Origin of the sequence: Leisingera sp. ANG-M6, from assembly GCF_000813905.1 — a bacterium.
Taxonomy (GTDB): Bacteria; Pseudomonadota; Alphaproteobacteria; order Rhodobacterales; family Rhodobacteraceae; genus Leisingera.
Genome location: NZ_JWLG01000002.1, coordinates 1 through 26,162, shown reverse-complemented (window position 1 = coordinate 26,162; position 26,162 = coordinate 1). Strand labels below are relative to the sequence as shown.

18 protein-coding genes are annotated in these 26,162 nt (G+C 62.3%); 10 read left to right on the top strand and 8 right to left on the bottom strand.

Annotated elements, in window-relative coordinates; translation table 11 throughout:
- Window positions 1–148: 148 nt before the first annotated feature.
- Together RA24_RS00600 and pcaQ are read right to left on the bottom strand one after the other, a co-directional pair.
- Complete coding sequence (locus RA24_RS00600) at window positions 149–1,807, bottom strand: transcriptional regulator (protein WP_039170442.1); 1,659 nt, start codon at window positions 1,805–1,807, stop codon at window positions 149–151.
- Between the two features lie 304 nt (window positions 1,808–2,111).
- Window positions 2,112–3,038 carry a pca operon transcription factor PcaQ gene (pcaQ, locus tag RA24_RS00595; protein ID WP_039189030.1) on the bottom strand — a complete coding sequence of 309 codons (927 nt, stop codon included), beginning with the start codon at window positions 3,036–3,038 and terminating at the stop codon, window positions 2,112–2,114.
- 86 nt (window positions 3,039–3,124) lie between these two features.
- On the opposite strand from pcaQ, the gene pcaC reads away from it, so the two are divergent.
- Genes pcaC through RA24_RS00575 form a run of 4 tightly spaced genes read left to right on the top strand, consistent with a single transcriptional unit; the run spans window position 3,125 to window position 5,716 of the window.
- Complete coding sequence (gene pcaC / locus RA24_RS00590; protein ID WP_241480872.1) at window positions 3,125–3,520, top strand: 4-carboxymuconolactone decarboxylase; 396 nt, start codon at window positions 3,125–3,127, stop codon at window positions 3,518–3,520.
- Complete coding sequence (gene pcaH / locus RA24_RS00585) at window positions 3,517–4,254, top strand: protocatechuate 3,4-dioxygenase subunit beta (protein ID WP_019294945.1); 738 nt, start codon at window positions 3,517–3,519, stop codon at window positions 4,252–4,254. The genes pcaC and pcaH overlap by 4 nt, the downstream gene beginning before the upstream one ends.
- Window positions 4,254–4,874, top strand: a complete 621-nt coding sequence (pcaG, locus tag RA24_RS00580) for a protocatechuate 3,4-dioxygenase subunit alpha (RefSeq protein WP_019294944.1) — start codon at window positions 4,254–4,256, stop codon at window positions 4,872–4,874. The genes pcaH and pcaG overlap by 1 nt, the downstream gene beginning before the upstream one ends.
- Window positions 4,875–4,885: 11 nt before the next feature.
- Window positions 4,886–5,716, top strand: a complete 831-nt coding sequence (locus RA24_RS00575) for a 3-keto-5-aminohexanoate cleavage protein (protein ID WP_019294943.1) — start codon at window positions 4,886–4,888, stop codon at window positions 5,714–5,716.
- A 99-nt stretch (window positions 5,717–5,815) separates the two neighbouring features.
- Here RA24_RS00575 and cueR read toward each other — a convergent pair whose 3' ends face one another.
- Together cueR and RA24_RS00565 are read right to left on the bottom strand one after the other, a co-directional pair.
- Entirely contained in the window at window positions 5,816–6,205 is a 390-nt protein-coding gene (gene cueR, locus RA24_RS00570) for a Cu(I)-responsive transcriptional regulator (protein WP_019294942.1), read from the bottom strand.
- Window positions 6,202–8,709, bottom strand: coding sequence for a heavy metal translocating P-type ATPase (locus RA24_RS00565; RefSeq protein WP_039189027.1), 2,508 nt, complete (start codon window positions 8,707–8,709; stop codon window positions 6,202–6,204). Before RA24_RS00565 ends, cueR begins: the two co-directional genes overlap by 4 nt.
- Before the next feature lie 356 nt (window positions 8,710–9,065).
- On the opposite strand from RA24_RS00565, the gene RA24_RS00560 reads away from it, so the two are divergent.
- Entirely contained in the window at window positions 9,066–10,178 is a 1,113-nt protein-coding gene (locus RA24_RS00560; RefSeq protein WP_039189239.1) for an S-(hydroxymethyl)glutathione dehydrogenase/class III alcohol dehydrogenase, read from the top strand.
- 75 nt (window positions 10,179–10,253) lie between these two features.
- Here RA24_RS00560 and RA24_RS00555 read toward each other — a convergent pair whose 3' ends face one another.
- From RA24_RS00555 to RA24_RS00545, 3 genes are read right to left on the bottom strand one after another with little or no spacing between them, the layout of a single operon-like run.
- Window positions 10,254–11,768: a SpoVR family protein gene (locus tag RA24_RS00555; RefSeq protein ID WP_039151528.1), complete on the bottom strand. Its 1,515-nt coding sequence runs from the start codon at window positions 11,766–11,768 to the stop codon at window positions 10,254–10,256.
- Window positions 11,755–13,092 (bottom strand): YeaH/YhbH family protein, encoded by a 1,338-nt coding sequence (locus tag RA24_RS00550; RefSeq protein ID WP_039151526.1) that lies wholly within the window; start codon window positions 13,090–13,092, stop codon window positions 11,755–11,757. Before RA24_RS00550 ends, RA24_RS00555 begins: the two co-directional genes overlap by 14 nt.
- A gap of 18 nt (window positions 13,093–13,110) precedes the next feature.
- Complete coding sequence (locus RA24_RS00545; RefSeq protein WP_019294937.1) at window positions 13,111–15,045, bottom strand: PrkA family serine protein kinase; 1,935 nt, start codon at window positions 15,043–15,045, stop codon at window positions 13,111–13,113.
- Window positions 15,046–15,775: 730 nt separating this feature from the next.
- Between RA24_RS00545 and RA24_RS00540 the strand changes: the two genes are divergently transcribed.
- The 4 genes from RA24_RS00540 (at window position 15,776) to RA24_RS00525 (ending at window position 23,196) form a co-directional block, all read left to right on the top strand.
- Window positions 15,776–18,328 carry an Ig-like domain-containing protein gene (locus tag RA24_RS00540; protein WP_039189236.1) on the top strand — a complete coding sequence of 851 codons (2,553 nt, stop codon included), beginning with the start codon at window positions 15,776–15,778 and terminating at the stop codon, window positions 18,326–18,328.
- A gap of 76 nt (window positions 18,329–18,404) precedes the next feature.
- Entirely contained in the window at window positions 18,405–19,694 is a 1,290-nt protein-coding gene (locus RA24_RS00535; protein ID WP_039189024.1) for a TolC family protein, read from the top strand.
- 29 nt (window positions 19,695–19,723) lie between these two features.
- Window positions 19,724–22,021 carry a type I secretion system permease/ATPase gene (locus RA24_RS00530; RefSeq protein ID WP_152612785.1) on the top strand — a complete coding sequence of 766 codons (2,298 nt, stop codon included), beginning with the start codon at window positions 19,724–19,726 and terminating at the stop codon, window positions 22,019–22,021.
- Complete coding sequence (locus tag RA24_RS00525; protein WP_039189018.1) at window positions 22,018–23,196, top strand: HlyD family type I secretion periplasmic adaptor subunit; 1,179 nt, start codon at window positions 22,018–22,020, stop codon at window positions 23,194–23,196. The genes RA24_RS00530 and RA24_RS00525 overlap by 4 nt, the downstream gene beginning before the upstream one ends.
- A gap of 62 nt (window positions 23,197–23,258) precedes the next feature.
- On the opposite strand, the gene RA24_RS00520 is transcribed toward RA24_RS00525, so the two are convergent.
- Window positions 23,259–23,972, bottom strand: coding sequence for a trypsin-like serine peptidase (locus RA24_RS00520; protein ID WP_019294932.1), 714 nt, complete (start codon window positions 23,970–23,972; stop codon window positions 23,259–23,261).
- A 571-nt stretch (window positions 23,973–24,543) separates the two neighbouring features.
- On the opposite strand from RA24_RS00520, the gene RA24_RS00515 reads away from it, so the two are divergent.
- Window positions 24,544–26,162, top strand: a 1,619-nt coding sequence (locus RA24_RS00515; protein WP_052269494.1) for a HAMP domain-containing protein, incomplete at its 3' end; no start/stop codon positions are given.

The window sequence follows — 26,162 nt, the reverse complement described above, 5'->3', positions numbered from 1 at the left end:
GGGGCCTGCATTTCCCTAAAGAAGGGCCGCAAGACGTAAAGAAAGGGTGAGAATGCGGCGGATATTACCGCGTATTTTAACGACCCGCTTGCGCAGGCCGCCAACATTCGCGCAGCCGCCGCCTCCGGCCAGGGCAGCTCTGGAACGGTTAATCCGGAACGCCGGCCTGCCGCAGGGCGCTGGCCCATTCCTGGCCAGCCGGGCTCATGGCAGCCGGGTTATCGCGCTGGAATTGCGACAGGCAGAATTCCGGCGCTGCCTCCAGCAGCTTTTGGACGGTGCTGCGCGCCTCCGCGTCCTGGCCCGACATCTGCAGCGCAATCGCCTTGGACCGCAACGGCACCGGGAAGGCCTGCTTGGCCTCAAGCGAGCGGTCCGCCAGTTCGATGGCGCGGCCGTAATTGCGCGCCGACAGGTTTGCCAGTGCCGACAACGCATCGAAATAGTAGCATTGCGGCCCCAGCGGCGTCAGGCGCCGGGCGGCATCGGTCATCTGCACGGCTTCGTCCGCCATATCCTGATAGGCCAGCGTTGCGCCCTTGAGCAGCAGCGCCAGCGCCTCGTTCGGGTTATCGCGCAGCGCGAGATCATAGGCGTCCAGGGCTTGATCGAAGCGGAAGGTCAGGTGGCTGGAAATCAACCCCTTGAGAGTATGGGCCAAGGAAAACCCCGGCGCGGCCTCAGTCGCGGCATCAGCCATCTGGCAAGCCAGCCGGCTGTCTTCCTCGCGGTTGCGGGACAGCCCGCGTTCGACCCGCATCACATGCCAGAATCCCATCCAGGTCAGCGGCAGCGCGTGGCCAGGCTCACGCTCCAGCAAATGCGACAGGATACCGTAGGCCTGCTGGAATTTCTGCACATCCATTTCCTGCATCAAGGATATGGCGGCCATCAGCAGGGTGTGGCTTTCCAACCCCGCCAGCGGCTTGAAATCGGCCAGCCGCACCGCCTCGCCCGCGGCGGTCTGGCCGATCTGCAAGGTGGCGTTGCGCAGTACAGAGCTGCGGCCCTCCATCAGATTGTCCAGCGAGCCTTCGAACCTGCGTGACCAGATCACCTTTTCCCGCACCGCATCATGCAGGTCGATTTCGGCATGGAAACGGCCCCTGCTGCAAGTGACTGCGCCCGACACCAGATAGTCTGCGCCAGCCACCGAGGAAACCTCCGCCGGGCGCACGGTTGCCGGGTCGAACTGGCGGGAGGCCAAATAGGAGGTGACCGAGAATGCCCAGCTGCGCGACAGGTAGCGCGACAGTTCTTCTGAGATCAGCGAACCGAGCGGTGCGGTTGCTTCCCCCGGGGACCGGTGCACAAAGGGCAGTACTGCAATGGAAGGCAGCAGCCCATCCAGGATCACCCGGCCCGGCGACGTGCCCCCTTGGGCAGCCGGAGCCGCGGGCCTGCGGGAAAGCTCTGTCCGGGCCTCATCCAGCCAGGTATTGAACACAGCTTCATGCGGCAGCTCGAAGCCTTCCATGAAGTCTGCCCCGCCCGCGCGGCTGTCCAGCTCCACCCGGGTCAGGTCCAGAATGACCCGCTCCCGGTTGGCATAGAGCAGCCTGGCCGCCTCCGGGCCAAGGTGCCGCCGCAGCGTCGACAGGGCCGTGCGCAAACTGGCCTTGGCCTGCTCCGGCTGCGCCAGGCACCACAATGTCTTCTCCAGAAAGGCCCTGGTGCGGATACCGCCCTCAGCAGTGGACAGCAAAGCCATCAAAGCCTGATGCTTGGCGCCAAGCTGCACGCCCGCCCCGTCCGCATGGAAAACACCAAAAGCTCCGAACCGGCGAATTTTCAGAAGAACAGTCATCTGCCACCCCACTCCACGCGTGATACATTCAATATTAAAGTACCGTTATGGTGCACACCTTTAGGTTGTTTTGCAATTACTGATTGCATTATCCGGAAAATTCACCTTCAGCAGCCTGCCAGAAGAGAGAAGGCGAGCTGTATAATGTATTTAAATTCAGTGGTATAAAGTAAGGAAAGTTGCGACATAAATGACGCGCAGAAACAGCCCTGCACCGCTGCCCCAGACTCAAGAGATGGGTAAATGCTCGCAAAAGGTGCATTTAATGCTATAAAAAGCAACCGCTCACATTGGCAATTGCAGGCTACCCCAGTCCCCGTTCCTTACAAGTGCTGCGCAAGGCATTGCAGAACCGCGCCGCAGCGGGTGACAGCTGGTGCTCCAGACGGGCACACAGGCCGACCGGCCCAAGGGTGGTGCTGGTGTCAAACGGCAAAGCCGTCATCGTGCCCGCGTCAAGGTCCGGCCGCACCACGCCCTGGCTGATGATCCAGATGGCCTGATGTGCCAGCACAAAGCGCCGCCCGAAACTGGACGAAACGGTTTCAACCGGGAACCGGGGCATCGCCAGCCCTTGCTCCAGAAACATCCGTTCCACCAGCGGCCGGATCACCGCCCCTTCTGACGGCATCAGCACCGGATAGTCCTCAAAGGCAGAAGGCAGCAGGCGGCCGGCACTGGCCAGCGGGTGGTCCCGGGCCACAACTGCGGCCACACGCTCGCGGTAAAGCGGATCGAAACCGATCCCAGCCATGGTCTCCGGCGCCGGCATCCGCCCAACCACCACATCCAGCCTGCCCCGGCGCAGCTGGTCGATCAGATAGCGGTTGTCCCCGGACACCACCACGAACCGGCCCGGTGCGCCGCTGCTGCGCAGCTCTGCCAGCGTGTCCGGAACCAGATCTGCCGCCGCCGTGGGCAGGGCGCCGATGGCAACCAGCGGCCCATCGGCTTCATCCAGGCCGCGCAGCAGCGCCACACCGTCGCGGGCCAGCGCCAGGCTGCGGCCTGCATGATCACGGAACAGCTCGCCATAGCTGCTGAGCCGGATGCCGCGGCCATGTTTCTCCACCAGAGGCTTGCCGCAGACCGCTTCCAGCTCTCGCAGAGCCCGGGTGACAGCGGGCTGGGACATCCCCAGTGCCTCCGCCGCCAGGGTGACGCTCATCTTGCGGGCGACTTCGACGAAGACCTCCAGATGGCGCAGCTTCAAGGATGACGATAGACGCATATCACACAGGTTATTTGTTTATGCCTTTTTGAAGATTATACAGATCACTTGCGGTATGCGATACTCCTGAGCAAAGGGAGACTGGAATGATGCAAGACCGTTACGACCGCGGTTTGCAGGTGCGGCGCAGGGTTCTGGGCGACGCCCATGTGGACCGCGCGGAGGCCGCCAAGACCGCGCTGGACCAGCCGTTTCAGGAGCTGATTACCGAAGGCGCCTGGGGCACAGTCTGGGCCTCGGACAGGATCAGCCTGCGGGAACGCTCAATGCTAACGCTGGCGCTGCTGGCGGCGACTGGCAACTTTGACGAAATCCCGATGCACATTCGCGCCACCACCCGCACCGGCGCCAGCCGGGAGGATGTGCTGGAGGCCTTCCAACATGTGGCGATCTATGCCGGGGTGCCGCGGGCCAACCGCGCGCTGAAACTGGCCAAACAGACCTATGCCGAAATGGAGAGCGAGGGAGAGGACACCGCATGACCAAGCCGCCGCAGCCCGGGGAGTTCTACCAGAGGGACCGCCACTGGCACCCCCCTGCCCTGTCGCAGGATTACAAGACCTCGGTCACCCGCTCGCCGAAGTTCCCCCTGATCAGCCTGGAAAACACCGCCAGCGAGATCACCGGGCCGGTGTTCGGCCATAACGACATCAATGCCGCCGACAATGACCTGCTGTCGAATTTTGCCCAGCCCGGCCAGAGCCCGATCGGCGAACGCATCATCGTGCACGGCCGGGTGCTGGATGAAAACGCGCGCCCGGTGCCGAATACGCTGGTGGAAATCTGGCAGGCCAATGCCTCCGGCCGATACCGGCACAAGAAGGATACCTACCTTGGCGCGCTGGACCCGAATTTCGGCGGCTGCGGCCGGACGCTGACGGATGAGAACGGCTGCTACCACTTCCGCACCGTGAAGCCCGGCGCTTATCCTTGGCGCAACTGGGTGAACGACTGGCGGCCGGCGCATATCCATGTCTCGGTCTTTGGCACCGGGTTTGCGCAGCGGCTGATCACCCAGTTGTATTTTGAAGGCGACCCGCTGATTGCGCGCTGCCCGATCGTGAACACCATCCCGGACCCGGAGGCCGTTGATATGCTGATTGCGCGCCTCGACATGAACGCCACCATTCCGCTGGACACTATCGCCTACAAGTTCGACATCGTGCTGCGCGGGCGGCGGTCCACCCTGTTTGAGAACCGGCTGGAGGGGAACTGATGCGCCAAAAGCTGGACTATCTGAAGGAAACCCCCTCGCAGACCGCTGGCCCCTATGTCCATATCGGCCTGGCCCCCGGCACGGCGGGGTTTGAGATCTACGGTCAGGAGCTTGGCTGGGACATTGCCGGACCCAACGCCAAGGGCGAGCGCATCCGGGTGGAGGGCGTGGTGACCGATGGCACCGGCTCGCCGGTCAAGGACGTGCTGCTGGAGGCCTGGCAGGCCAATGCGGACGGCCTCTATGCCCATCCGGAACACACAGGCGAGGTGGAGGACGGTTTTCGCGGCTGGGGCCGGGTGATCACCGATTTCGAAACCGGCGAATGGGGATTTGACACGGTGAAGCCCGGGCCGGTGACGGGCAGCAACGGGCAGATGATGGCGCCCCATATCAACCTGTGGATCGTGGCGCGCGGCATCAACGTCGGGCTGAACACGCGGATCTACTTTGAGGATGAGGCCGCGGCCAACACTGCCGACCCGGTGCTGAATGTGATAGAGTGGGAGCGCCGCCGCGCCACCCTGATCGCCAGGCGCGCGCTGCGGGACGGTCTGGCCGTCTACCGGTTCGACATCCGCCTGCAGGGCGAAGATGAAACTGTGTTTTTCGACATCTGAAGGGGAAATCCATGAGCAAACCCTGCATCATCTGCGTTGCCATTACCGGCTCAGTCCCGACCAAGGAAAACAACCCGGCGGTGCCGGTCACCATCGCGGAACAGATCGAAAGCACGCATGAGGCGTTTGAGGCTGGGGCCTCAATCGCCCATTGCCATGTGCGGAACGACGACCAGACTCCGACCTCGGACCCGGAAAGGTTCGCGCGGCTGATGGAAGATCTGCAGAAACACTGCCCCGGCATGATCATCCAGCTGTCAACCGGCGGCCGCTCCGGCGCGGGCCACGAACGCGGCGGCATGCTGCCGCTGCGCCCGGACATGGCGTCGCTGTCGGTGGGGTCCAACAATTTCCCCACCAGGGTCTATGAGAACTCCCCCGATCTGGTGGACTGGCTGGCATCGGAGATGCGCACTTACGGCGTGAAGCCGGAGATCGAGGCCTTTGACCTGTCGCATATCCACCAGGCGGTGAAGATGAACCGCGAGGGACGCATTCCCGGCACGCTTTATGTGCAGTTCGTGATGGGGGTGAAGAACGCGATGCCGGTCGACAAGGATGTGTTCGACTACTACGTCAAGACCATGCAGCGGCTGGCGCCCGAGGCCCAGTGGTGCGGCGCCGGTGTCGGGCCCGGGCAGATCCTGGTCAACGAATGGTCGATCGCCGCGGGCGGCCATACCCGCACTGGGCTGGAGGACAACATGCGGCTGGACCGCGAAACGCTGGCGCCCTCCAACGCCGCGCTGGTGAAACGGGCGGCAGAGCTGTGTGAAAAATACGAGCGCCCTGTTGCCACCTGGCAGCAGGCCCGCGAGATCCTGGAGCTGCGCCCCGGCTGAGACTGCCTGCTTCGGGCCACGAGACCCGAAGCCTTGACCTTATCCGCCAGGCTGCTCGGCCGGGCAACCGTAGGCGCGGGAGCCCTTGCTCCCCGCGGGTCATCCTTCGCCGGACAAGTCCTTGAGGATCGGGCAGTCCGGGCGGCTGTCGCCTGCACAGCAGTTGACCAGCTCGCCCAGCGTGTCATGCATCGCCTGCAAATCCGCGATCTTTTCCTCGATCTTGGCCAGATGTTCCTGCGCCAGCTGTTTCACATCAGCGCTGGCGCGGCTTTCGTCTTCGTAAAGCGCCATCAGGGTGCGGCAGTCCTCGATGGTGAAGCCCAGCGCCCGGGCGCGGCCTAGAAAGGCCAGCTTGTGCAGGTCGGTCTCGGCAAAGCAGCGGTAGCCGTTGGCGCTGCGGTGCGGCTTGATCAGGCCGATGTCCTCGTAATAGCGGATCGTCTTGGCCGGAAGCCCTGAGCGGCTGGAAACATCCCCGATATTCATGCGCGCGCCTCCTGTTTGGTGTCCGCCTTGGGTGCCGGTGCGGCCTGATCCTCATCTATGGCCGGTTTCAGGCGGCGCAAGCGCAGCGCGTTCGACAGCACAAAAACACTCGACAGCGCCATGGCGCCTGCCGCCAGCGCAGGCGACAGCAGCGGCCCGCCGAAGGGGTAGAGCAGGCCCGCCGCCACCGGGATCAGCAGCACGTTATAGCCGAAGGCCCAGCCCAGGTTCTGGCGGATGTTGCGCATGGTGGCGCGGCTGACGGTCAGCGCGTTGACCACGCCGCGCAGATCGCCGGAGACCAGCACCACATCCGCCGCCTCGATCGCCACGTCGGTGCCGGTGCCGATGGCGATGCCCGCATCTGCTGCTGCCAGCGCCGGAGCGTCATTGATGCCATCGCCGACGAAGGCCAGCGTGCCGTGTTCCGCCTGCAGTTCCTGCAGCGCCTTTACCTTGTCCGCAGGCAGGCATTCGGCCTTCACCGCGTCAATGCCCAGCCGCCTGGCAATCGCCTGCGCCGTCGCGGCCGCATCGCCGGTGATCATGGCCACCTTCAGCCCCTGCTCGTGGAACGCCTTGATCGCTGCCGGGGTGCCTGGCTTGATCGGGTCCGCCACCGCAATCACCGCCGCAAGCCGGCCGTCAACGGCAGCATAGAGCGGGGTTTCGCCACGCTCAGCCAATCTCTCGCCTTCCGCTTGCAGCGCGCCAAAGGCAATGCCTTCACGCGCCATCAGACGGGCAGCACCGGCCAGCACCACGCGGCCTTCGACCTCTGCCCGCAGGCCGTAGCCCGGGATAGCCTCAAAACCTGATGCCTTGGGCAGCCCCTTGCCCGCCGCGGCCGTAATGGCGCGGGCAATCGGGTGTTCGGACTGTGCTTCAGCAGCGCCAGTCAGGCGCAGCACCTCCTCTCGGGTGCAGCCCTCGGCGCAGATCAATTCGGTCAGCGCCGGACGGCCCTCGGTCAATGTGCCTGTCTTGTCGAGCGCCACCACCTTGACTTCCTGCAGCCGCTGCAGCGCGTCACCCTTGCGGAACAGCACCCCCATCTGGGCAGCACGGCCGATGCCCACCATGATCGAGGTCGGGGTTGCCAGCCCCATGGCGCAGGGGCAAGCAATGATCAGCACGGAGACGCCAGCCACCAAGGCCAGCGGCAGCGACGGCGCCGGGCCGAACACGGACCAGGCCAGCACGGTCAGCGCCGCCACCGCAATGACGGCAGGCACGAACCACAGAGTGATCCGGTCGACCAGTCCCTGCACCTGCAGCTTGGCGCCCTGCGCCTGCTCCACCATGCGGATGATCTGCGCCAGCACAGTGTCGCGCCCCACCCGTGTCGCGCGGAACTCCAGCGCGCTGTTGCCGTTGATTGTGCCCGCCGTGACCTCATCGCCGCGGGACTTGGCTACCGGCACCGGCTCGCCCGAAATCATGCTCTCGTCGATATAGGAGCTGCCCGAGACAATCTCGCCATCCACCGCAATCCGTTCACCCGGACGGACCCGGATCAGATCCCCTGCCCCGATCTCCTCCACCGGGGTTTCCACGGCATCACCGCCCGCAACCACCATGGCAGTCTTGGGCTGCAGTCCCGCCAGCTTGCGGATCGCGGCGCCGGTGCGGCCCTTGGCGCGGGCTTCCAGGAAGCGGCCTGTCAAGATCAGAACGACAATGACCGCTGCGGCCTCGTAATAGACATTGGCGGTGCCTGCGGGCAGCAGCCGGGGTGCGAAGGTGGAAATAACCGAGAACCCGTATGCCGCGGCAGTGCCCAAAGCCACCAGCGCGTTCATGTCGGGTGCGCCCCGGAGAAGCGCCGGGAAACCCTTGGCATAGAACTGCCGTCCCGGCCCCGCCAGCACCAGGGTGGTCAGGGCGAATTGCAGCAAGTAACTGTTCTGCATGCCGATATTTGCCGCCACCCAGTGATGCAGCGCCGGAACCATATGGCCGCCCATCTCGATCAGGAACACCGGCAGGGTCAGCAGCGCGGCGATCAGCACCTGGCGGCCCAGTGCGGAAATTTCATCCGCCTTGCGCTGGCTGGCCTGTTCCGCCTCATCCTCCACCGCACCGCTGAGACGGGCCGGATAGCCGGCCTCCGTCACCTTGCGGGCCAGATCCGCAGCGCGGGCGGCACCGGTCAGATAGCGGATCTGCGCGGTCTCGTTTGCCAGGTTGACGCTGGCCGACAGCACCCCCGGCACCGCCAGCAGCGCCTTTTCCACGCGACCCACGCAGGAAGCACAGTTCATGCCGCTAATCACCACTACAGCCTGCGATTCCGCGGCCGGATAGCCGGCATCGGTCAGGGCGCCGGTCAAATCCGTCAGCGCCACATCCTGGGCGGCCTCCACTTGGCCGGTGGCATTGGCGAGGTTTACGGAGGCCGACTGAACCCCCTCCACTGCCGCCAGCGCGCGCTCCGCCCGGCCAGCGCAGCCCGCACAGCTGAGGCCTGTGATATGCAAGGATATTTGGGTCGTGTCTGACATCGGAAATCCGCCGGTTCTATACCATTGACAGTGGATATGAGGGTTCCAGTCAGGGGAAGGTCAAGGGGTGGCAGCATAATTCCTTCCCAAAACTGGAAGCCTGCAGGCAAACTGCTGGAAACCGGGGATTTTTCATTGCGCCTGGATGGCGCGGACCGCGGCTCAGCTGTCGCTTTCGGGGCAAAGCCCAGGGTGCCTCCCCTGTTAGGGTGCCGAGGCAATGCTTGCGCGTGCCGGTTCGCAAATGTAACGCTGGGTCATTCCGGCCCGCGGCGCAGCCGCCGGCACCGCATTCACCCCGGACCCGCCTGTCGGCGGCCCGGTCCCGAAGAAAAGAACGAAGGACCAGTCACATGATCAAGACCCGCGCTGCCGTTGCGGTTGCCCCCGGCAAACCGCTGGAAATCATGGAAGTGAACCTGGAAGGCCCCAAGGCGGGCGAGGTTCTGGTGGAAATCAAGGCAACCGGCCTGTGCCACACCGACGAATTCACCCGCTCCGGCGACGACCCGGAAGGCATCTTTCCGGCGATCCTGGGCCATGAGGGCGCGGGCGTCGTGGTTGAGGTCGGCGAAGGCGTGACCAGCCTGAAGCCGGGCGATCATGTCATCCCGCTTTACACCCCGGAATGCCGTGAGTGCGAGTACTGCCTCAACCCCAAGACCAACCTGTGCCAGGCGATCCGCTCCACCCAAGGCCAGGGCCTGCTGCCCGATGGCAGCACCCGGTTCTCGATGCTGGACGGCACCCCGATCCACCACTACATGGGCTGCTCGACCTTCGCGAACCACACCGTGGTTCCGGAAATCGCGCTGGCGAAAATCCGTGAGGACGCGCCGTTTGACAAGGTCTGCTACATCGGCTGCGGCGTCACCACCGGCATTGGTGCTGTGATCAACACCGCCAAGGTGGAAATCGGCTCCCGCGCGGTGGTGTTTGGCCTCGGCGGTATCGGCCTCAACGTGATCCAGGGCCTGCGGATGGCCGGCGCCGACCAGATCGTCGGTGTCGACCTGAACCCGGGCAAAGTGGAGATGGCTGAGAAATTCGGCATGACCGATTTCGTGAACCCAGCGGAGGTCGAGGGCGACCTGGTGGCGCATCTGGTGGAACTGACCGGCGGCGGCGCGGATTATACCTTTGACGCAACCGGCAACGTCAACGTGATGCGTACCGCGCTGGAATGCGCGCACAAGGGCTGGGGTGAATCAATCATCATCGGTGTTGCGCCTGCGGGGGCCGAGATTTCCACCCGCCCGTTCCAGTTGGTCACCGGCCGCAGCTGGCGCGGCACCGCCTTTGGCGGTGCGTCGGGCCGCACCGATGTGCCGAAGATCGTTGACTGGTACATGGACGGCAAGATCGAAATTGACCCGATGATCACCCACAAGCTGACGCTGGACCAGATCAACGAGGGCTTCGAGCTGATGCATGAAGGCAAGTCGATCCGCGCGGTAGTGGAATTCTGATCCCGGGATTCATGTGAAACACCAAAACGCAGGCCCGAGGGCCTGCGTTTTCTTTTGGCATCGCGTGTCCTGCCGTCAGCTTTCCGTGGTGGCCTCCACCGCATCGAGTCTGACGCCATAGCCCCAGAGCCGGCGCAAGTGCTTCAGTACTTCCTCCTGGTCGTCCTCATCCAGATGGATGCCATCGCGCACGTTGTGGGTCAGCTTCAGTTCCCGGTCGCCGCGCAGATCAGCGTCTGTCACCTGGATATCCGGCTCCAGATAGGCGAGGTCATACTGTTTCGCCAAATCGCGCCGGATGGCCTTGTATCCGGCCCGGTTGTGGATCTGGCTGACCACCAGATTGGGCAGCTCCGCGTCATTCGTAAGCGTGAACAGCTTGAACTTGCGGATCAGGTTGGGCGACAGGAACTGCTGGATGAAGCTTTCATCCCGGTAATTCGCCCAGGCATCCCGCAGCACCCCGCGCCAGTCCGGGTTGCCGGCAAAGTCCGGAAACCACTCGCGATCCTCGTCAGTCGGATCCTGGCAGATGCGGCGGATGTCCTGCATCATCGCAAAGCCCAGCGCATAAGGGTTGATGCCGGAATAACGCGGATCGTCATATTCAGGCTGCATCACCACATTGGTATGGCTGTGCAGCATTTCCATATAGGCTCCTTGCGTGATCTGACCCTGCTCATGGAGCTTGTTGATGATGTAGTAATGCACGAAGGTTGCACAGCCCTCGTTCATGACCTTGGTCTGTTTCTGCGGATACAGATACTGCGCCAGCATCCGCACGATACGCAGGATCTCGCATTGCCAGGGTTCCAGAACCGGGCTGTGTTTCTCCAGGAAATACAGGATGTTCTCCTGCGGCAGGTTCATCATCTTGCGGCGCGCGCTGAAGTCGGCATCCTCGATCAGTTCCAGCTTGTCCCGGCCAAGGGTTGAGTCGGTCCAGATATCAAGCACGCTCTGGCCGCTTTCATACCCTTCGCGCACTTTCTGCATCGCCACCAGTTCCTCGTTGGTGGGTTTGGGCGGGCGGCCGTAGCGGAACACCCCCTGAGACTGCATCGCATGGGCGGCGTCCAGCACCTCTTCCACCGCCATCGGGCCATAGCGTTCCTCGCAGGCGGCGATGTAGTTCTTGGCGAACGCCAGGTAGTCATGGATGCCGGCCGCATCGGTCCATTGCTGGAACAAGTAGTTGTTCTTGAAGAAATGGTTATGCCCGAAAGCTGCATGCGCCATCACCAGCGTCTGCATCGCCATGGTATTTTCTTCCATGTTATAGCTGATGCAGGGGTTGGAGTTGATGACGATCTCATAGGCCAGGCCCTGGCGACCGGTGCGGTAGAGCGCCTCGTCGCGGGCGAAGTGTTTTCCGAAAGACCAGTGCTGGTACATCAGCGGCAGGCCGACGCAGGAATAGGCGTCCAGCATCTGCTCCGCAGAGATGATCTCGATCTGATTGGGATAGACGTCCAGCCCGAGGTCTTCGAGCGCGATCTTTTCGATCGCGTCGCGCGCCTTTTCCATCAGTTCGAAGGTCCATTCCGGCCCGTCAAACAGCGGCTCGCACGCCTTTTCAGCTGCCTGCATGCTGCATCCCTTTCACCTTGGGGAGGAAGAATTCCCGGAAAATCGGATAGATGTGGCCGGGCTGCGAAACCCGCTGCATCTCGAAATGCTGCGCCTGCGCCTTCACCTCGCGGTAGTTCTGCCACAGGTCTTCGCCTGCTTCGGGGTTGTTCAGCAGCATCTCCGCCGCCTCGTCTACAATTTCCACATAGGCGTAGAACTGGCTGACCGGCAGCAGATCATTCAGCAGCAGATTCTTGCAGCGCACTGAATCATTGCCGAAGTTTTCGCCGTCCGAGGCCTGGGCGCCGTAGATGTTCCACTCGTCCGGCGGATAGCGTTCCTCGATGATCTCCTTCATCTTTTCCAGCGCGGTCGACACGATGGTGCCGCCGGTTTCGCGCGCATAGAAGAAGGTTTCCTCATCCACTTCCTGGGCGTGGTGGGTATGGCGCACGAACACCAGCTCGGTGTGTTCATAGCAGCGCTCCAGGAACAGGTGCAGCAGCAGGAAGAAGCGTTTCGCCAGATCCTTCTCGCGTTCCTGCATGGAGCCGGAGACATCCATCAGGCAGAACACCACGGCACGGGAGTTGCGGATTTTTTCCGGCACAAAGGTGTCATAGCGCAGGTCCAGCGGGTCGATGTATCCGACCACCTTGCGCTTGCGAATGATACCTTCCAGCCGCATTTTCAGCGTCGCCAGGAATTCCTCCTGCGGCGGGGTGCGCTCATCCAGCGCTTCCAGCTCAGCGATCTGCTCCTCAAGCTCACGCTGGGATTTGGTGGTGGGTCGCTGCAAAGCAATGCGGCGGCCCAGCGAGTTGCGCATGGTGCGCACCAAGTTCAGGTTGTTCGGGGTGCCCGCTGTTGTCAGACCAGCCCGGCGGGTGCCGATAGTTTCAGTTTCCACCGTGGCCTTTTCCACGAGGTCCGGCAGTTCCAGCCCCTCAAACAGAATTTCCAGGTATTCTTCCTGGGTCAGGGTGAAGGAAAACTCGTCCTCACCATCCCCGTCCTCCGATGCCTGGCGGCCGCCCTGTCCGGCACCGCCCTGCGGCCGCTTGATGGTGTCGCCGACAACAAAATCCTTGTTGCCGGGCAGCACATGGCGGCGCATGCCGCCCTTGGAGGAATGGAAGAACCGCGGCTCCTTCAGCCCCCGTGTGGGAATGGTGACCTTTTCGCCTTCGTCCGGGACACCGCTTCCGCTTTGGATCGACTTCCCCCGGACCGACTGATCGACGCGCTCCTTAATATTCTCCCGGGCCCGCCGCAGGAACCGTTGGCGGTTCCCGAGGCTCTTGCCCTTTGGATTGGCGCGCCTGTCGATGAAATGATGCATGTTGCACAGCGCTCCTCTTTAGCCCGCCTTGTTGACCCGCATGTACCATTCGACCAGGCGCCGCACCTGGCGGTCGGTGTAACCGTGGCCGCGCATCCGCTCGACGAACTCCTGATGCTTGCCTTCGGTCTTGCTGTCCTTCTTGGACCCGAAGGAAATCACTGGCAGCAGTTCCTCGACCTGGCTGAACATGTGCTTCTCGATCACATCGCGCAGCTTCTCGTAGGAGTTCCAGGCCGGGTTCTTGCCAGTGTTGGCGCGGTGGCGCAGCGCAAACTTGACCACCTCGTTGCGGAAATCCTTGGGGTTAGCAATGCCGACCGGCTTCTCGATCTTGCTGAGCTCCGCATCCAGAACCTCGCGGTTGTAGAGCTGGCCGGTGTCAGGATCCTTGTAGTCCTGCTCCTCGATCCATGCGTCAGCATAGGAGATATACCGGTCAAAGACGTTTTGACCGTATTCGGTATAACTTTCGAGGTACGCCTTCTGGATCTCGTTACCGATGAATTCCTCATAGCGCGGTGCCAGTTCGGTCTTGATGAACTCAAGATACTTCTGTTCCGTCTCCTGCGGGAACTGCTCACGCTTGATCATCTGCTCCAGCACGTACATCAGATGCACCGGGTCCGCCGCAACTTCGTTGGTGTCGAAGTTGAATGTGGTCGAAAGCACCTTGAAAGCAAAACGGGTGGAAATGCCGTTCATCCCTTCGTCGACGCCGGCGCGGTCCTGATATTCCTGCACCGTCTTCGCCTTGGGATCGGTGTCTTTCAGGCTTTCGCCATCATAGACCCGCATCTTGGAGTAGAGGTTCGAATTCTCATGCGGCTTCAGGCGTGTCAGCACCGAGAAGCGGCTGAGGATTTTCAGCGTCTCCGGCGCACAGGGCGCGTCACGCAGTTCGCTGAACTCGATCAGCTTTTCATAGATCGAGGTTTCATCCGAGACCCGCAGGCAATAGGGCACCTTGACGATCGACACCCGGTCAATGAAGGCCTCGTTGTTCTTGTTGTTCTTGAAGGACTGCCATTCGGACTCATTTGAATGCGCCAGGATCAGTCCGTTGAAGGGAATGGCACCAAAGCTTTCGGTGCCCATGTAGTTGCCTTCCTGGGTCGCCGTCAGCAGCGGGTGCAGCATTTTGATCGGCGCCTTAAACATCTCAACAAATTCCAAGACGCCCTGGGTTGATCGGTTCAGGCCTCCGGAGAAGCTGTAGGCATCCGGATTATCCTGGCTGAAATGCTCCAGCTGTCGGATGTCCACTTTGCCGACCAGGGTAGAGATGTCCTGGTTGTTTTCATCGCCAGGCTCCACCTTGGCAACACAGATCCGGCGCAGCCTAGACGGATACATGCGGACAACCGAGAACTTGTTGATATCGCCGTCGAATTCATCCAGCCGCTGCACGGCCCAGGGCGACATCAGCCCCGGCAGCCGGTGCTGGGCAATGCCGTATTCCTCTTCCAGCACCTTGCCCATGCGGACCGGGTCAAAGAGACCCAGCGGGCTTTCGAAGATCGGCGAAATCTGGTCACCGGCCTTGAGAACATAAATTGGTTGATCTTCGACCAGGCGTTTCAAGCGCTCCGCCAGCGAGGACTTACCGCCACCGACCGGACCCAGCAGGTAAAGGATCTGCTTGCGCTCCTCCAGCCCTTGCGCGGCGTGGCGGAAGTAGCCGACGATGCGCTCGATCGTATCTTCCATGCCGTAGAAGTCGTGAAAGGCGCTGTAGCGCTTGATCGTGCGGTTCTGAAAGATCGGCCCGAGCCGTGCGTCCTTGGACGTATCCACAAGCTCCTCTTCGCCAATTGCCTTCAGCATCCTCTCGGCGACGTTTGCGTACAGGCTCGGATCGTCACGGCAGGCGTTCAAATACTCCTGCAGCGGCATTTCCTGCTCGCGCGTTTCGCCGTACTGCTCTGCAAAAAGTTCGGCAATGTCTTTCATCTTGGATCAAGCCTCCTGGTTAACTCGCGCCGTTCCTCCTGGCGTTTAAGATCGCGCACGGACAGAGAGTGCCCAGCACGTGGGCATAGGTGTCCGCGTCAGTGTTGAGTTCTGATTTCTGCTCGGCGCCGCTTCTGGCGTCATACGTCCGGCTGGCCGCTCTTGGCGGCGGCCTGCGCCCGGAGTCCAGGCTGGCGGCGTCGTGTTAGTTACTTCCGAGCTTACACCAATTACGAACTTCTTACTATCTGAAAGTGGTGTACTTTTAATTAATTGCCAGAAACTTTTGCGGGAAATTTTCTTCACATCACGGCGATCACCGCTGCTGCACGGACCTTCTGCGTCGCGGCATTTCAAAGGCTTCTGCAGCAATCTGACCGTCAAACCCGAGCTTCACGGCAACTTTTCCCTTTCGGCGCAGCGCCTCCGGGAACACCGCACCCAGCGGGCTTTGCCAGCCGGTTTCAGTGCGTGCGCAGGGGGCATTTGCGCCCGGTGCAGCATCACAGTCGCGTTAAAAAACTTAGAAAATCTGCGGCAGCCAGGACACGGTTGGCGGCAAAATAACCTCACACACGCCCTGCATATACTGGACAGGACAGAAAAAATTGTCACATTGTGGCCTCAAAATGGCCGCAAAAGACGGCCGCTGGGCAAAAATACAGGCAACTTAACCATAAGCCGATGGCCAATTTCCGGGCCGCGGCGCATTCAGATGGGCGGTAAGTTTATGAGCACGGTCGCATTTATCACCCGCGATATGGCGGGCACCACGCAGCATGGAAATTTCTCTGAAGGCACCCCGGCGCGCATTGATGCCAGCCAGGCCAAGGACATTTCGCTGAACCTCAGCCCTGCTGACGTCGAAAGCTACTCCCGGCAGGGCAGCAACCTGCATGTGACCTTGGCGAACGGCCAGGAGCTGGTGCTGGAGAACTATTATTCCTTCGGTGCAACCGGCGGCAAGAACCTGTTCCTCAGCCAAGAAGGCCAATTCATCGAAGTGGTGCTGGAGGACAAGTCCAGCGGGATGCTGTTTGCCACCTACGAGCCGCTTGACCTGGCCGGCAAGTGGAGCGCCTATGATGAGATGGTGTTCCTGGACGTCGACCGGATTGAACCTGTTGTGGCACCGCTGGCGGCACCGCTGTTCGGCGGCCTGGGCGCGGCCGGAGCCGCTGCGGGCGCTGTTGGCGTCGCAGCGATCGCAAGCGGCGGCGGCGGTGATGGAGGCGGCGGTGGCGGCGGTGGCGTTGGCGGCAATAACGGTGACACGTTTGTGACTGTCGACAGCGGCCTTGCCGGAGGGGACGACACGATCAGCGCAGCTGAAGCTGCAGACGGCGTTACGCTGACTGGCACCGCGGAGGCTGGATCCACTGTGGAAGTCACCTTTCAGGGGGTGACCCGCACAGTGACCGCTACCGATGAAGGCACCTGGAGCGCTGATTTCGCTTCCTCCGAAATCACCGGCGGCGAGTACGACGCGGAGGTAACGGCCACATCGACAAACACCTCCGGAGCTACGGCAACCGCCACCTCCACAATCCGCATCGACACCGAAACCTCCGTCGCTCTTGATGACGGCCAGGCCGGTGGTGATGACATGATCAATGGCGCGGAGGCCGCGGACGGGGTGACCCTGACCGGCACCGCCGAAGCCGGGGCAACCGTGAACGTGACCTTTCAGGGGGTGACACGCACGGTGACGGCCACCGATGAGGGCACTTGGAGCGCCGATTTCGCCGCGTCCGAAATCCTGTCCGGCGAATACGACGCGGAGGTAACGGCCACCGCGACCGATGCCTATGGCAACACCGAGACGACCACCGGCACGATCCGTGTAGACACCACCACTGAGGTGGCAATTGACAGCGGCCAAGCGGGCGGTGACGACCTCGTCAATAACGCCGAAGCCGCAGCAGGGCTCACCCTGACCGGGACCGGCGAGGCCGGCGCTTCGGTCAGCGTGACCGTCGAAGGCGTGACCCGGACTGCGACAGTGGATTCCGATGGCAACTGGGCTGCAGAGTTCGAGGCGGGCTCCCTGCCTGCCGGTGAATATGACACAACGATCAGCGTCACTTCGACCGACGCAGCGGGCAATAGCGCAACTGCAACAGCTGACCTGCATGTGGACACCCTGGTCGATCCGCTCACCGTTGAGACAGCAACTGTTGAGGGGGATGGCGTCGTCAATGAGGACGAGCACAGCGACGGGATCACTTTAACTGGCACGGTGGAGCCGGGCTCAACCGTGGTGGTGCAGTTGGGTGATGCTACCGAAACTGCAACAGTGGATGGCGACGGCAACTGGAGCGTGGATTTTGCAGCCTCCGACATCCCTGACGGCAGCTATGAAGCCGATGTCACCGTCACAGCCACGGACGCTGCCGGCAACACGGCGGAAATCACAGACACCCTTACCATCGACACCGAAGTTGTGCCCTTCGAAGCCGACAGCATCGCCGATGATGACATCGTCAACATCGCCGAACGCGCCGCGGGGCTGACTCTGACTGGCACGGTGGAGGCTGGCTCCACGGTCGACGTCACCATCGAAGGTGTAACCCGGGCCGCATCCGTCGATGCCGATGGCAACTGGAGCGTGGAGTTTGACGCGGACGATCTGCCGGAGGGCACCTACACCAGCCGCGCAGAAATCACTGCGACCGACCCCGCAGGCAACACCGCAACCCTGACAGAGACCTTTGAAGTCGATACCGAATACGATGCACCGAATGTGGGCAGCGTTGTCAGCACCGGCTCCGGCGTCACAGGCTTCTTCAGCGACGACTATGAAGACGGCGACACCACGCATGAGCTGACAAGCGGCGGCGGCGTGGAGGATGTTTCCGGCACCGAGACAGACATTGGCGGCAGCACCCTGTTCAGCTTCGACGAAACCGTGCCGGACGGGTCAAACCTGGTGGTCAACCGCGTGGACGAAGCCGGCAACAGCTCTGGCACCATGGTTGTTTTTGAAGACAGTGCCGACGCCACCGTTCTGGATCACTCGGGCCTGTCGCAGTTCAACATTGACGAACTGAACCTTGTCCATGCAGACAACGTCGACCTGACCCTGACCGAAGCGGACATTAACGCGCTGTCCGGCAACGGCGACACATTGACGGTGCACGGCGGCTCCGATGACACGCTGACCATCACCGGTGCAACCGCAGACGGGTCTCAGACCATCGATGGCGAGACTTACGATGTCTATACTTTGGGCGACGACGGCACCACGATCCTTGTTGATGAAGACGTCAACACCGTGATCTGATTTTCTGGTCTGGCAGCGGCACCTGCTGCCAGACCCAAATCATCAAAAGCCTTGAACAAAAGGGCAAAAGGGCAGGATGCAACCGGGACGCTTTCTTTGCGCCATCGCAGTGATGTGCAGCCTGTCTGGCTGCGCAACGGCCCCGTTTGGCGGCGCGAACGAGGCAGCGGACGGAGCCCCGCTCAGCAATTTCACTCAAACGGGGGAGACTTCCTCCGCGGTCATCAGCGCCCTGATGAACCGGCGTTCGCTGCTGGCGGAAGACAGCGCCTACGGTCAGGTCGCGTCAGCTGCCATCGCCGCCTCTTCCCGCGCTGCCGAGGCAGAATTGATCAGTGCCAAACTGCGGGCCGAAGCCGCCTCAAAAAATTGGTTTCCAACCCTGGGACCCTCGGTCAGCCTGACCGATCTAGGCGACTTGGTGGCCGGGCTGCTGATCGAGCAGGTTCTGTTCGACAATGGCCGCCGCAAGGCGGAACGCGAATTTGCCGCCGCCGATGTTGAGGTCGCCGCCGTCAGCCTGTCAGAGGACATGAACGGCCGGGTAGAGACCGCTGTCGGGCTTTATGCCGCCGCCCTGCGCGGCGACGAAAAGGCGGCCTATGGCGACCGCGCGCTGCGCAGGATGCAGGAATTCCGCCGGATTGTTCAGGGGCGGGTCGATGGCGGGGTCTCGGACCGCGCAGATCTCAACGTGGTAGACAGCAAGATCAGCGGCATACGCACCGCCACTGCCACCGCCCGCGATGCTGCAGCCACCGCTCGCGCCGAGTTGCAGGCGATGACCGGCCAAAGTTTCGATCAGAAACCGTCGCACCTGGCCATAGGCACACCGCCGGAACAGGGACAGTTTCTGTCTGTGCTAAAAGCCGGCGCCGAGGCAGAACGCACCATTGCACAGGCCAAATCCGGACGCGCCGGGCTGCTGCCGCAGATTTCCGCAGCCGGTAACGTCACCACGGACGGCTCTGGCGCCGGCATCACCCTGGGGGTCGGCCAGCCGCTGGGACTGGGTACTCCAGCCGCAATCCAGGCGCTGGAAGCCTCCAAGGAGGCCGCAATGCGCCAAGTGGGCGAGGCCGAGGAAACCGCCCGGCGCGCCTACAGCCGCCAGGTGCAGCAAATCGCCTCTTACCAGCGGCAAGAAGGCGAGACCGCGGTGCTGGTGCGCCGCAGCCGCGAGACCTACGAGCTGTTCCAGAAGCAGTTTGAGGCGGGCCAGCGCCCGGTGATGGAGGTGATCCAGGTCTACGAGGAACTGGTACGCCGTGAGCAAGCCTATATCGACGCAAAATACGAGGTGGTGCTGATCCAGCTGGCGCTGGCGCGCGACCTGGGGCTTTTGGCTGATGGGGACAAGATTTGACCGATACCACGCAAAAGCCGTCCCGTCGCATGCCCGCCCCTGGCCAGAAGCCGGTTCTGCGGTCGGTCCCTGCTGCCGCTCCCAGGACCGCGGCGCAGGACGGGCTGCAGCCCGCCAACATCCCTGCCACAGCCGCTGGCCCCAATGCGCAGGTGAAACCCAAGACCGACAACCGGCCCAAGCCGCAGGACGCCCAACCTGAGGTCGGCTCGCTGCTGGAAGGGGCAGCCGCGCGCATCCAGCACCGGGCCAGCCTGATTGCCACCCTTGCCGCCCTGAAGGGCAGCGAGGTGCCGGTCAGCGACGTCGCCGCCTTCCTTTGGCAGGAAACGCCGGGCGATCTGTCGCTGCACACGCTGGCAAAGGCAGTGCAAACTGTCGGCCTGCAACCCAAGGTGCTAGAGAAGCAAAGCCTTGCCCCCGCGCTATGGCCCGCTCTGGCAATCATGTCCGGCGGCCAATGCGTGCTGGTTCTGGGTCAGGCCGACGATGCGCTGACCATCTATGACACTGCCTGCCCGGACAACCGGACCGAGGTACCGCTGGCGGAGTTCAGCCCCTATTTCACCGGCACCGTGCTGTCAGCCCGCCCATCGCTCAAACAGATGGCAGCCAAGCACACTCCACAGATCGACCCGGGCCATTGGTTCTGGAGCGAGTTCCCCAAGTACCGCCGACAGGTGGGCGAGATCATGCTGGGGTCGCTGGTGGCCAATATACTGGCGGTGTCGGTCGCCCTGTTCAGCTTGCAGGTCTACGACCGTGTGGTGCCGCACCAGTCGCACGCAACCCTATGGGTGCTGGCGGTGGGCGCCTTTCTGGCAATCGCGCTGGAAGCAATGCTGAAACTGGCGCGCGCGCGGCTGACCGATGCGGCCGGCCGCCAGATCGAGCTGTCGGTGCAGCACAACCTGATGCGCCGCCTGATCGGGATGCGCTCTGACAAGAAACCCTTGCCGCCCTCCGGCCTGTTTGCCGCGATGCGCGATTTCGGCTCGGTACGGGAGTTCTTTACCTCCTCCACCATCTCAACTCTGGCGGACATCCCCTTTATCGCGGTGTTCCTGCTGCTGGTCGCCTCCATCGCCGGGCCGGTGGTCTGGGTGATCATTGCTGGCGGCGTCCTGATGCTGCTGCCTGCCTATTTCATGCAGAAGAAGATGATCGCCTATACCCGGCAGACCCAAGGTGCGAATGCCAAGGCGGGCCGCCTGCTGCATGAGGTGGTGACAGAACTCGACACCGTGAAGACCCAGCGCGGCGAGGAACGGGTGCTGCGGCTGTGGGATGAACTGAACACGCTGTCGTCGCACTCCGCGACCGAGCAGCGCAAGCTGTCCAGCGCCCTCACCTACTGGTCGCAAGGGGTGCAGCAGGCCACCTATATCACCGCAGTGGTTCTGGGCACGCTTTTGGTTTTTGCCGGCGAATTTACTGTCGGCACCATCATTGCAACCGGTATCCTGACCAGCCGCACCCTGGCGCCGCTGACGCAATTCGCTGCCACCCTGGCACGCTGGAGCAACGTCAAGGCAGCCCTGGAAGGACTGGATGCTATTGCCCAGGCACCGCAAGAGAAAGAGCAAGAACGGACCTATCTGCGCCGCCAGAAGATTGAGGGCCGGTTTGAGCTGCGTGAGATCATGTTCCGCTATGAGGATGACGCCGCGCCGACCCTGGACGTGCAGGCGGTGGCGGTCACACCGGGCCAGCGGGTTGCGGTGCTGGGGGTCAACGGCTCTGGCAAGTCGACGCTGCTGAAGCTGCTGTCGGGACTGTACGCACCGGACCGCGGCCGTATCCTGCTGGACGGCACAGATATGGCGCAGATTGACCCGCGCGACCTGCGGGCGAACATCGGCTATCTCAGCCAGGACGTGCGGCTGTTCGCAGGTTCCTTGCGCGACAACCTGAACCTCAACCAGTTGGAGCGCGACGACGACCGGCTGATGGAAGCGCTGGAGTTCGCAGGCCTCGGCGCCCATGTGCGCAACCACCACAAGGGGCTGGATCTGGAGATCAGCGACGGCGGCCATGGCCTGTCGATCGGCCAGCGCCAGTCGATTGGCTGGGCGCGGCTGTGGCTGCAGAACCCCTCTGTCGTGTTGCTGGATGAACCCACCGCGGCGCTGGACCAGACGCTGGAACGCACCCTGGTCAGCCGCCTGGAAAGCTGGCTGGAGGGACGGACCGCGGTGATCGCCACGCACCGGATGCCGATCCTGTCGCTGACCAACCGTACCCTGATCCTGCAGTCAGGCCGAATGGTGGTGGACGGCCCGCGAGATCAGGTTCTGGCGCATCTGGCCGCAGGAGAGGGCAAATGAGCATGGCACTGCATGATCCCTACGGTGATGCGCAGACGCCGCGCAGCGCCAGCCGTATCATCTATCTGGCGCTGGCCGCCGTGCTCACCTTCCTGATCTGGGCCGCCTTTGCCTCCATCGACGAGATCGTGCGCGGCGAGGGCCAGGTGGTTTCCTCCTCCCGCGCCCAGATCGTGCAGAACCTGGAGGGCGGCATCCTGGCAGAGCTGCATGTCCGCCAAGGCGACATCGTGACGGCTGGCCAGGTGCTGGCCAAGCTGCAGGACACCAAGTTCCGCACTGCTGCGGATGAGCTGCAAAACCAGATCGACGCGCTGGAAATCCGGCGCCACCGGCTGGAAGCGCAAATGAAGGGCGCCTTTGAATTCGCCGTGCCGGACATGCTGGCACAGCGCTCCCCCGGCATCCTGGCTTCCGAGCGCAGCTTGCTTACCGCGCGGCAAACGGACTTTGCAAGCCGCCGCGACAGCGCCCGGCAGGTCATGGATCAGCTGAATGCGGAGCTTGCCAATATGGAGAAGCTCTTCAAGCAGAAGATCGTGGCGCTGATCGAAGTAAACAAGGCCCGCAAGGCGGCCACCGACGCCCGCGCGAAATATAACGAAATCGGAACCCAGGCGGAACTGGAGCAGGCCGAGGAATATGCCCAGACCCTGCGGGAGATTACTACTTTGCGGCAGGAGCAGCGGCTCGCTGTCGATCAGTTGAACCGCACCATCATCACCTCCCCCATGGCAGGCATCGTCAATAGCCTGGCGGTGACCACTATCGGCGGCGTGATCCGCCCGGGTGAGGAGATCCTGGAGATCATCCCGCTGGGTGAGGAACTGTTTGTGGAGGCACGGGTCAAGCCCGAAGACATCGCCAGCGTGCAGCCCGGCCAGGACGCTACCATCAAACTGTCGGCCTATGACTATACCATTTACGGCGCGCTCCGCGGCAAGGTGGACTTCGTGTCCGCCGACACCTTCGAGGATGAGCGCAATCCGCGCGCCGAGCCCTATTACAGGGTAACGGTTCGGGTCGACAAATCCGGCTTTAGCGAACGTCAGCAATCCATAGAGATCCGCCCGGGCATGCGCGCCATCGCGGAACTGCAGACTGGCGCCAAAACCGTGCTGCAATACCTGCTGAAACCGCTTTACAAATCCCGCGAAGCATTGCGCGAACCCTAATACAGAAAGGGGCAGCCCCAGATCGAAGCAGCCCCTGCCTTTTGACGTGCGGGAAGCACCTGTCAGCCGGCGCGGCGGATCAGATCGCTGAGCGTGGCGTCCAAGGCGGTGCCGATCGACACCCTCCTGCTGCCCATGGCGGCTTTGGCCGAAATCACCGAAACCAGCCGCGGTGCCCGGCCCGGCCGCAATTCCAGAACCGGCGACCCGGACGCCCCGAAATCAACCAGACAGGACATCACCAGCGTGCGGCTTTTGCGGGCGAGAACACTGCACGAGCGTTTCAGCCGGGGCCGAGTCGCATGCGCCCGGGTATAGGACAGAACATCCAGTGTATCACCTAGCTGGGCATCACCTGCCATGGCGAGCGGCGCAGCCTGACGACTGCTGATTGGCCGGTCCAAGCGCAGAACCGCCAGATCACTGCCGATCTGATGCGCTCCGGACGGCCGGTACCGGTACTGCGGGTGCACAACCGCCTTCACCACCTGCCGCAAGGCAACGGCCCGGCGCCCTGACAGTCCGGCCTCAAACCAGATGCTTTGCGGATCGACCCTGGCACCGGTTCTGGGATCGAACAGGCAATGCGCTGCGGTCAGCACCAGGTTGGGCGCAACCAGCGCTCCGGTGCACATGTTCCGGTTCGCAATATTCAGCCGCCCCACGGCCTCCAGACCTTGTATTTCTCCGGCGCGAGGCTGCGGCTCATCCGCAGCGGCGCTTATTGGCATGCCCAAGGACAGGCATGCCGCAATTGCAGCAATAGTCAGTCTCATAACCCACTCCAGCTTCCCACATGGGCATCGTCATTCAGGCGTGCGGCTGGAATGAGACCCAAAGTTGCCGGGCTGAGACCAAAAGGTGGACAGAATGCGGCAGCGTTAACAATTCCCTAACCCCCCGGTTATTGATGCTTAACCATGGCAAAAAAGCCTGCGGCTTGGCTAGGAAAAGTAAACAAAGCGTAAATATTTTTTCCAACCCGCGAACAACAAAAGAGAACTCAGCAGTCAATTCCGGACGTAACCCGGGTGAGGGGCCCCCGGCCCGGCGCGATTCGACACCATCCGAGCCGCAAAAGGTTAACGAATCCAATCCGCCCGGCCGGGTGCCCGCCATCAGCCGTTAACCGGTCAAACGCACACTATCAGGCCAATTCCTTAACGCCGGTTCGGTCAATAGACGCCAAGGCAGGCCAGCGCCGCCTGCAGGATGCAATCATTTTGAAAATTTTTTCCGCCTTTTTTTGGAGCATTAACGGATCGAAAATCAATCTGTCGTTGTATCAGCCCCAGTCTCAGTCCCTTATCCCCGGCGGCAAGCCGAGGGATACCTGCCGGAGGTTTTATGTTGAAGATGTTGCAGAATTTTAAACTTTCCCAAAAGCTTCCCCTGCTGATCGTCGGAACCGCACTAACGGTAACAGTAGTCCTGATTGCTTTCTCCAGCAGCTACTTCCGGCGCAGCGTCGTCCACGATGCAGAGATTGTCCTGAAATCCTTGGTCCGCGACCGAGAAGCCGGGCTGCAATCCTACCTGGCATCCATTGAAGCGGCAATTCTGACAGTCTCAGCCGTACCCTCCACCGCAAAGGCGATGAAGGACATGGGCATAACCTGGAGCAGCCGTGGCGGCAGCGGCCAGGAGGAAGTCAGCAACCTGTCGATGTTTGCCTCGGCCTCATCGCCGTATGATATTCATTTTGAGCGCAATCACCCTGCATTCGCAGGAATGATGGAACGGCTTGGCTACTATGACATCTTTCTGGTCAATCCTGAGGGTGACGTGATCTTCTCTGTTGCGAAAGAAGCTGACTATGCCACCAACCTGACTTCCGGCCCCTACACCGAAAGCGGCTTGGCGCAAGCCTTCCGTCTGGCCGCTGAGGGAGAAAAAGAACAGGTCTATTTTTCTGACATCGCCCCTTACGCACCTAGTGCAGACGCTCCTGCGGCCTTTGCGGCGACCCGTATCCTGGACAGCGGCGGCCGTTACATCGGCGTCTTTGCACTGCAGGTTGCTATCGACGAAATCGCTGCGATTACTTCCAGCTTCGAAGGAGATCTGAAGACGCTTGACGTGTACCTGGCCGGGGCGGACCTCAAGGCCCGCACGCCCTCGCGTCTCCAAGGTGGCCATGAGCTGCTCGAAGACTTGCCGGCACTGCCGCACATCCAAGAGGCCTTTGCATTTACTTCGGCCTCGTCAGGTGAGGCGCCGGCGAACACTGATGCCTCCTTCTACCCGTCCGTCATCAGGGACAACGGGCGTGAGGTCACCGCAGCTTCTGCACCTGTCAGTTTCCGCAATTTGCAATGGGCTTTGGTCGCAGAGCTTGACCGGACAGAGGTCCTGGCTCCGGCAACCGCCCAGCAGCGGATCATGCTCCTGATCTCGCTGGCCTGCGCAACCCTGGTGTCCTTCTTCGGCTGGCTGTTTGCGCGGTCGATCACCCGGCCGATCGACCGGATCTGCAGCGATATGGAAGCGGTGTCCTCCGGTGATCTCGACACCGAAGTTGCGGCGGCCAGCCGCGGCGACGAGATCGGCAAGATCGGCAAGACGCTGGTGTCCATGCAGGACGACCTGAAGCTGGCCCGCGCCGCCGAGGAGGAGCGCGCCGAGATGCAGCGGCAGCAGCAGCAGGTGGTTGAGAAGCTGAGCAGCGGCCTGGTGCAGCTGGCAGACGGCGATTTCTCGCAACCGATCAACAGCGCCTTCCCGGAGGAATACGAGCAGCTGCGGCAGAACTTCAACAGCACCGTCAGCAACCTCAGCGCCACCGTGCAGCAGGTGATCGAGGCCTCCGGCAGCATCCGCAACGGCGCCGCCGAGATCAGCCAGGCCTCCGACGACCTGTCGCACCGCACCGAGAGCCAGGCGGCCACCCTGGAGGAAACCGCCGCGGCGCTGGATGAGCTGACCGCGTCCGTCAAATCCGCCGCCGACGGCGCCCGCAGCGTCGA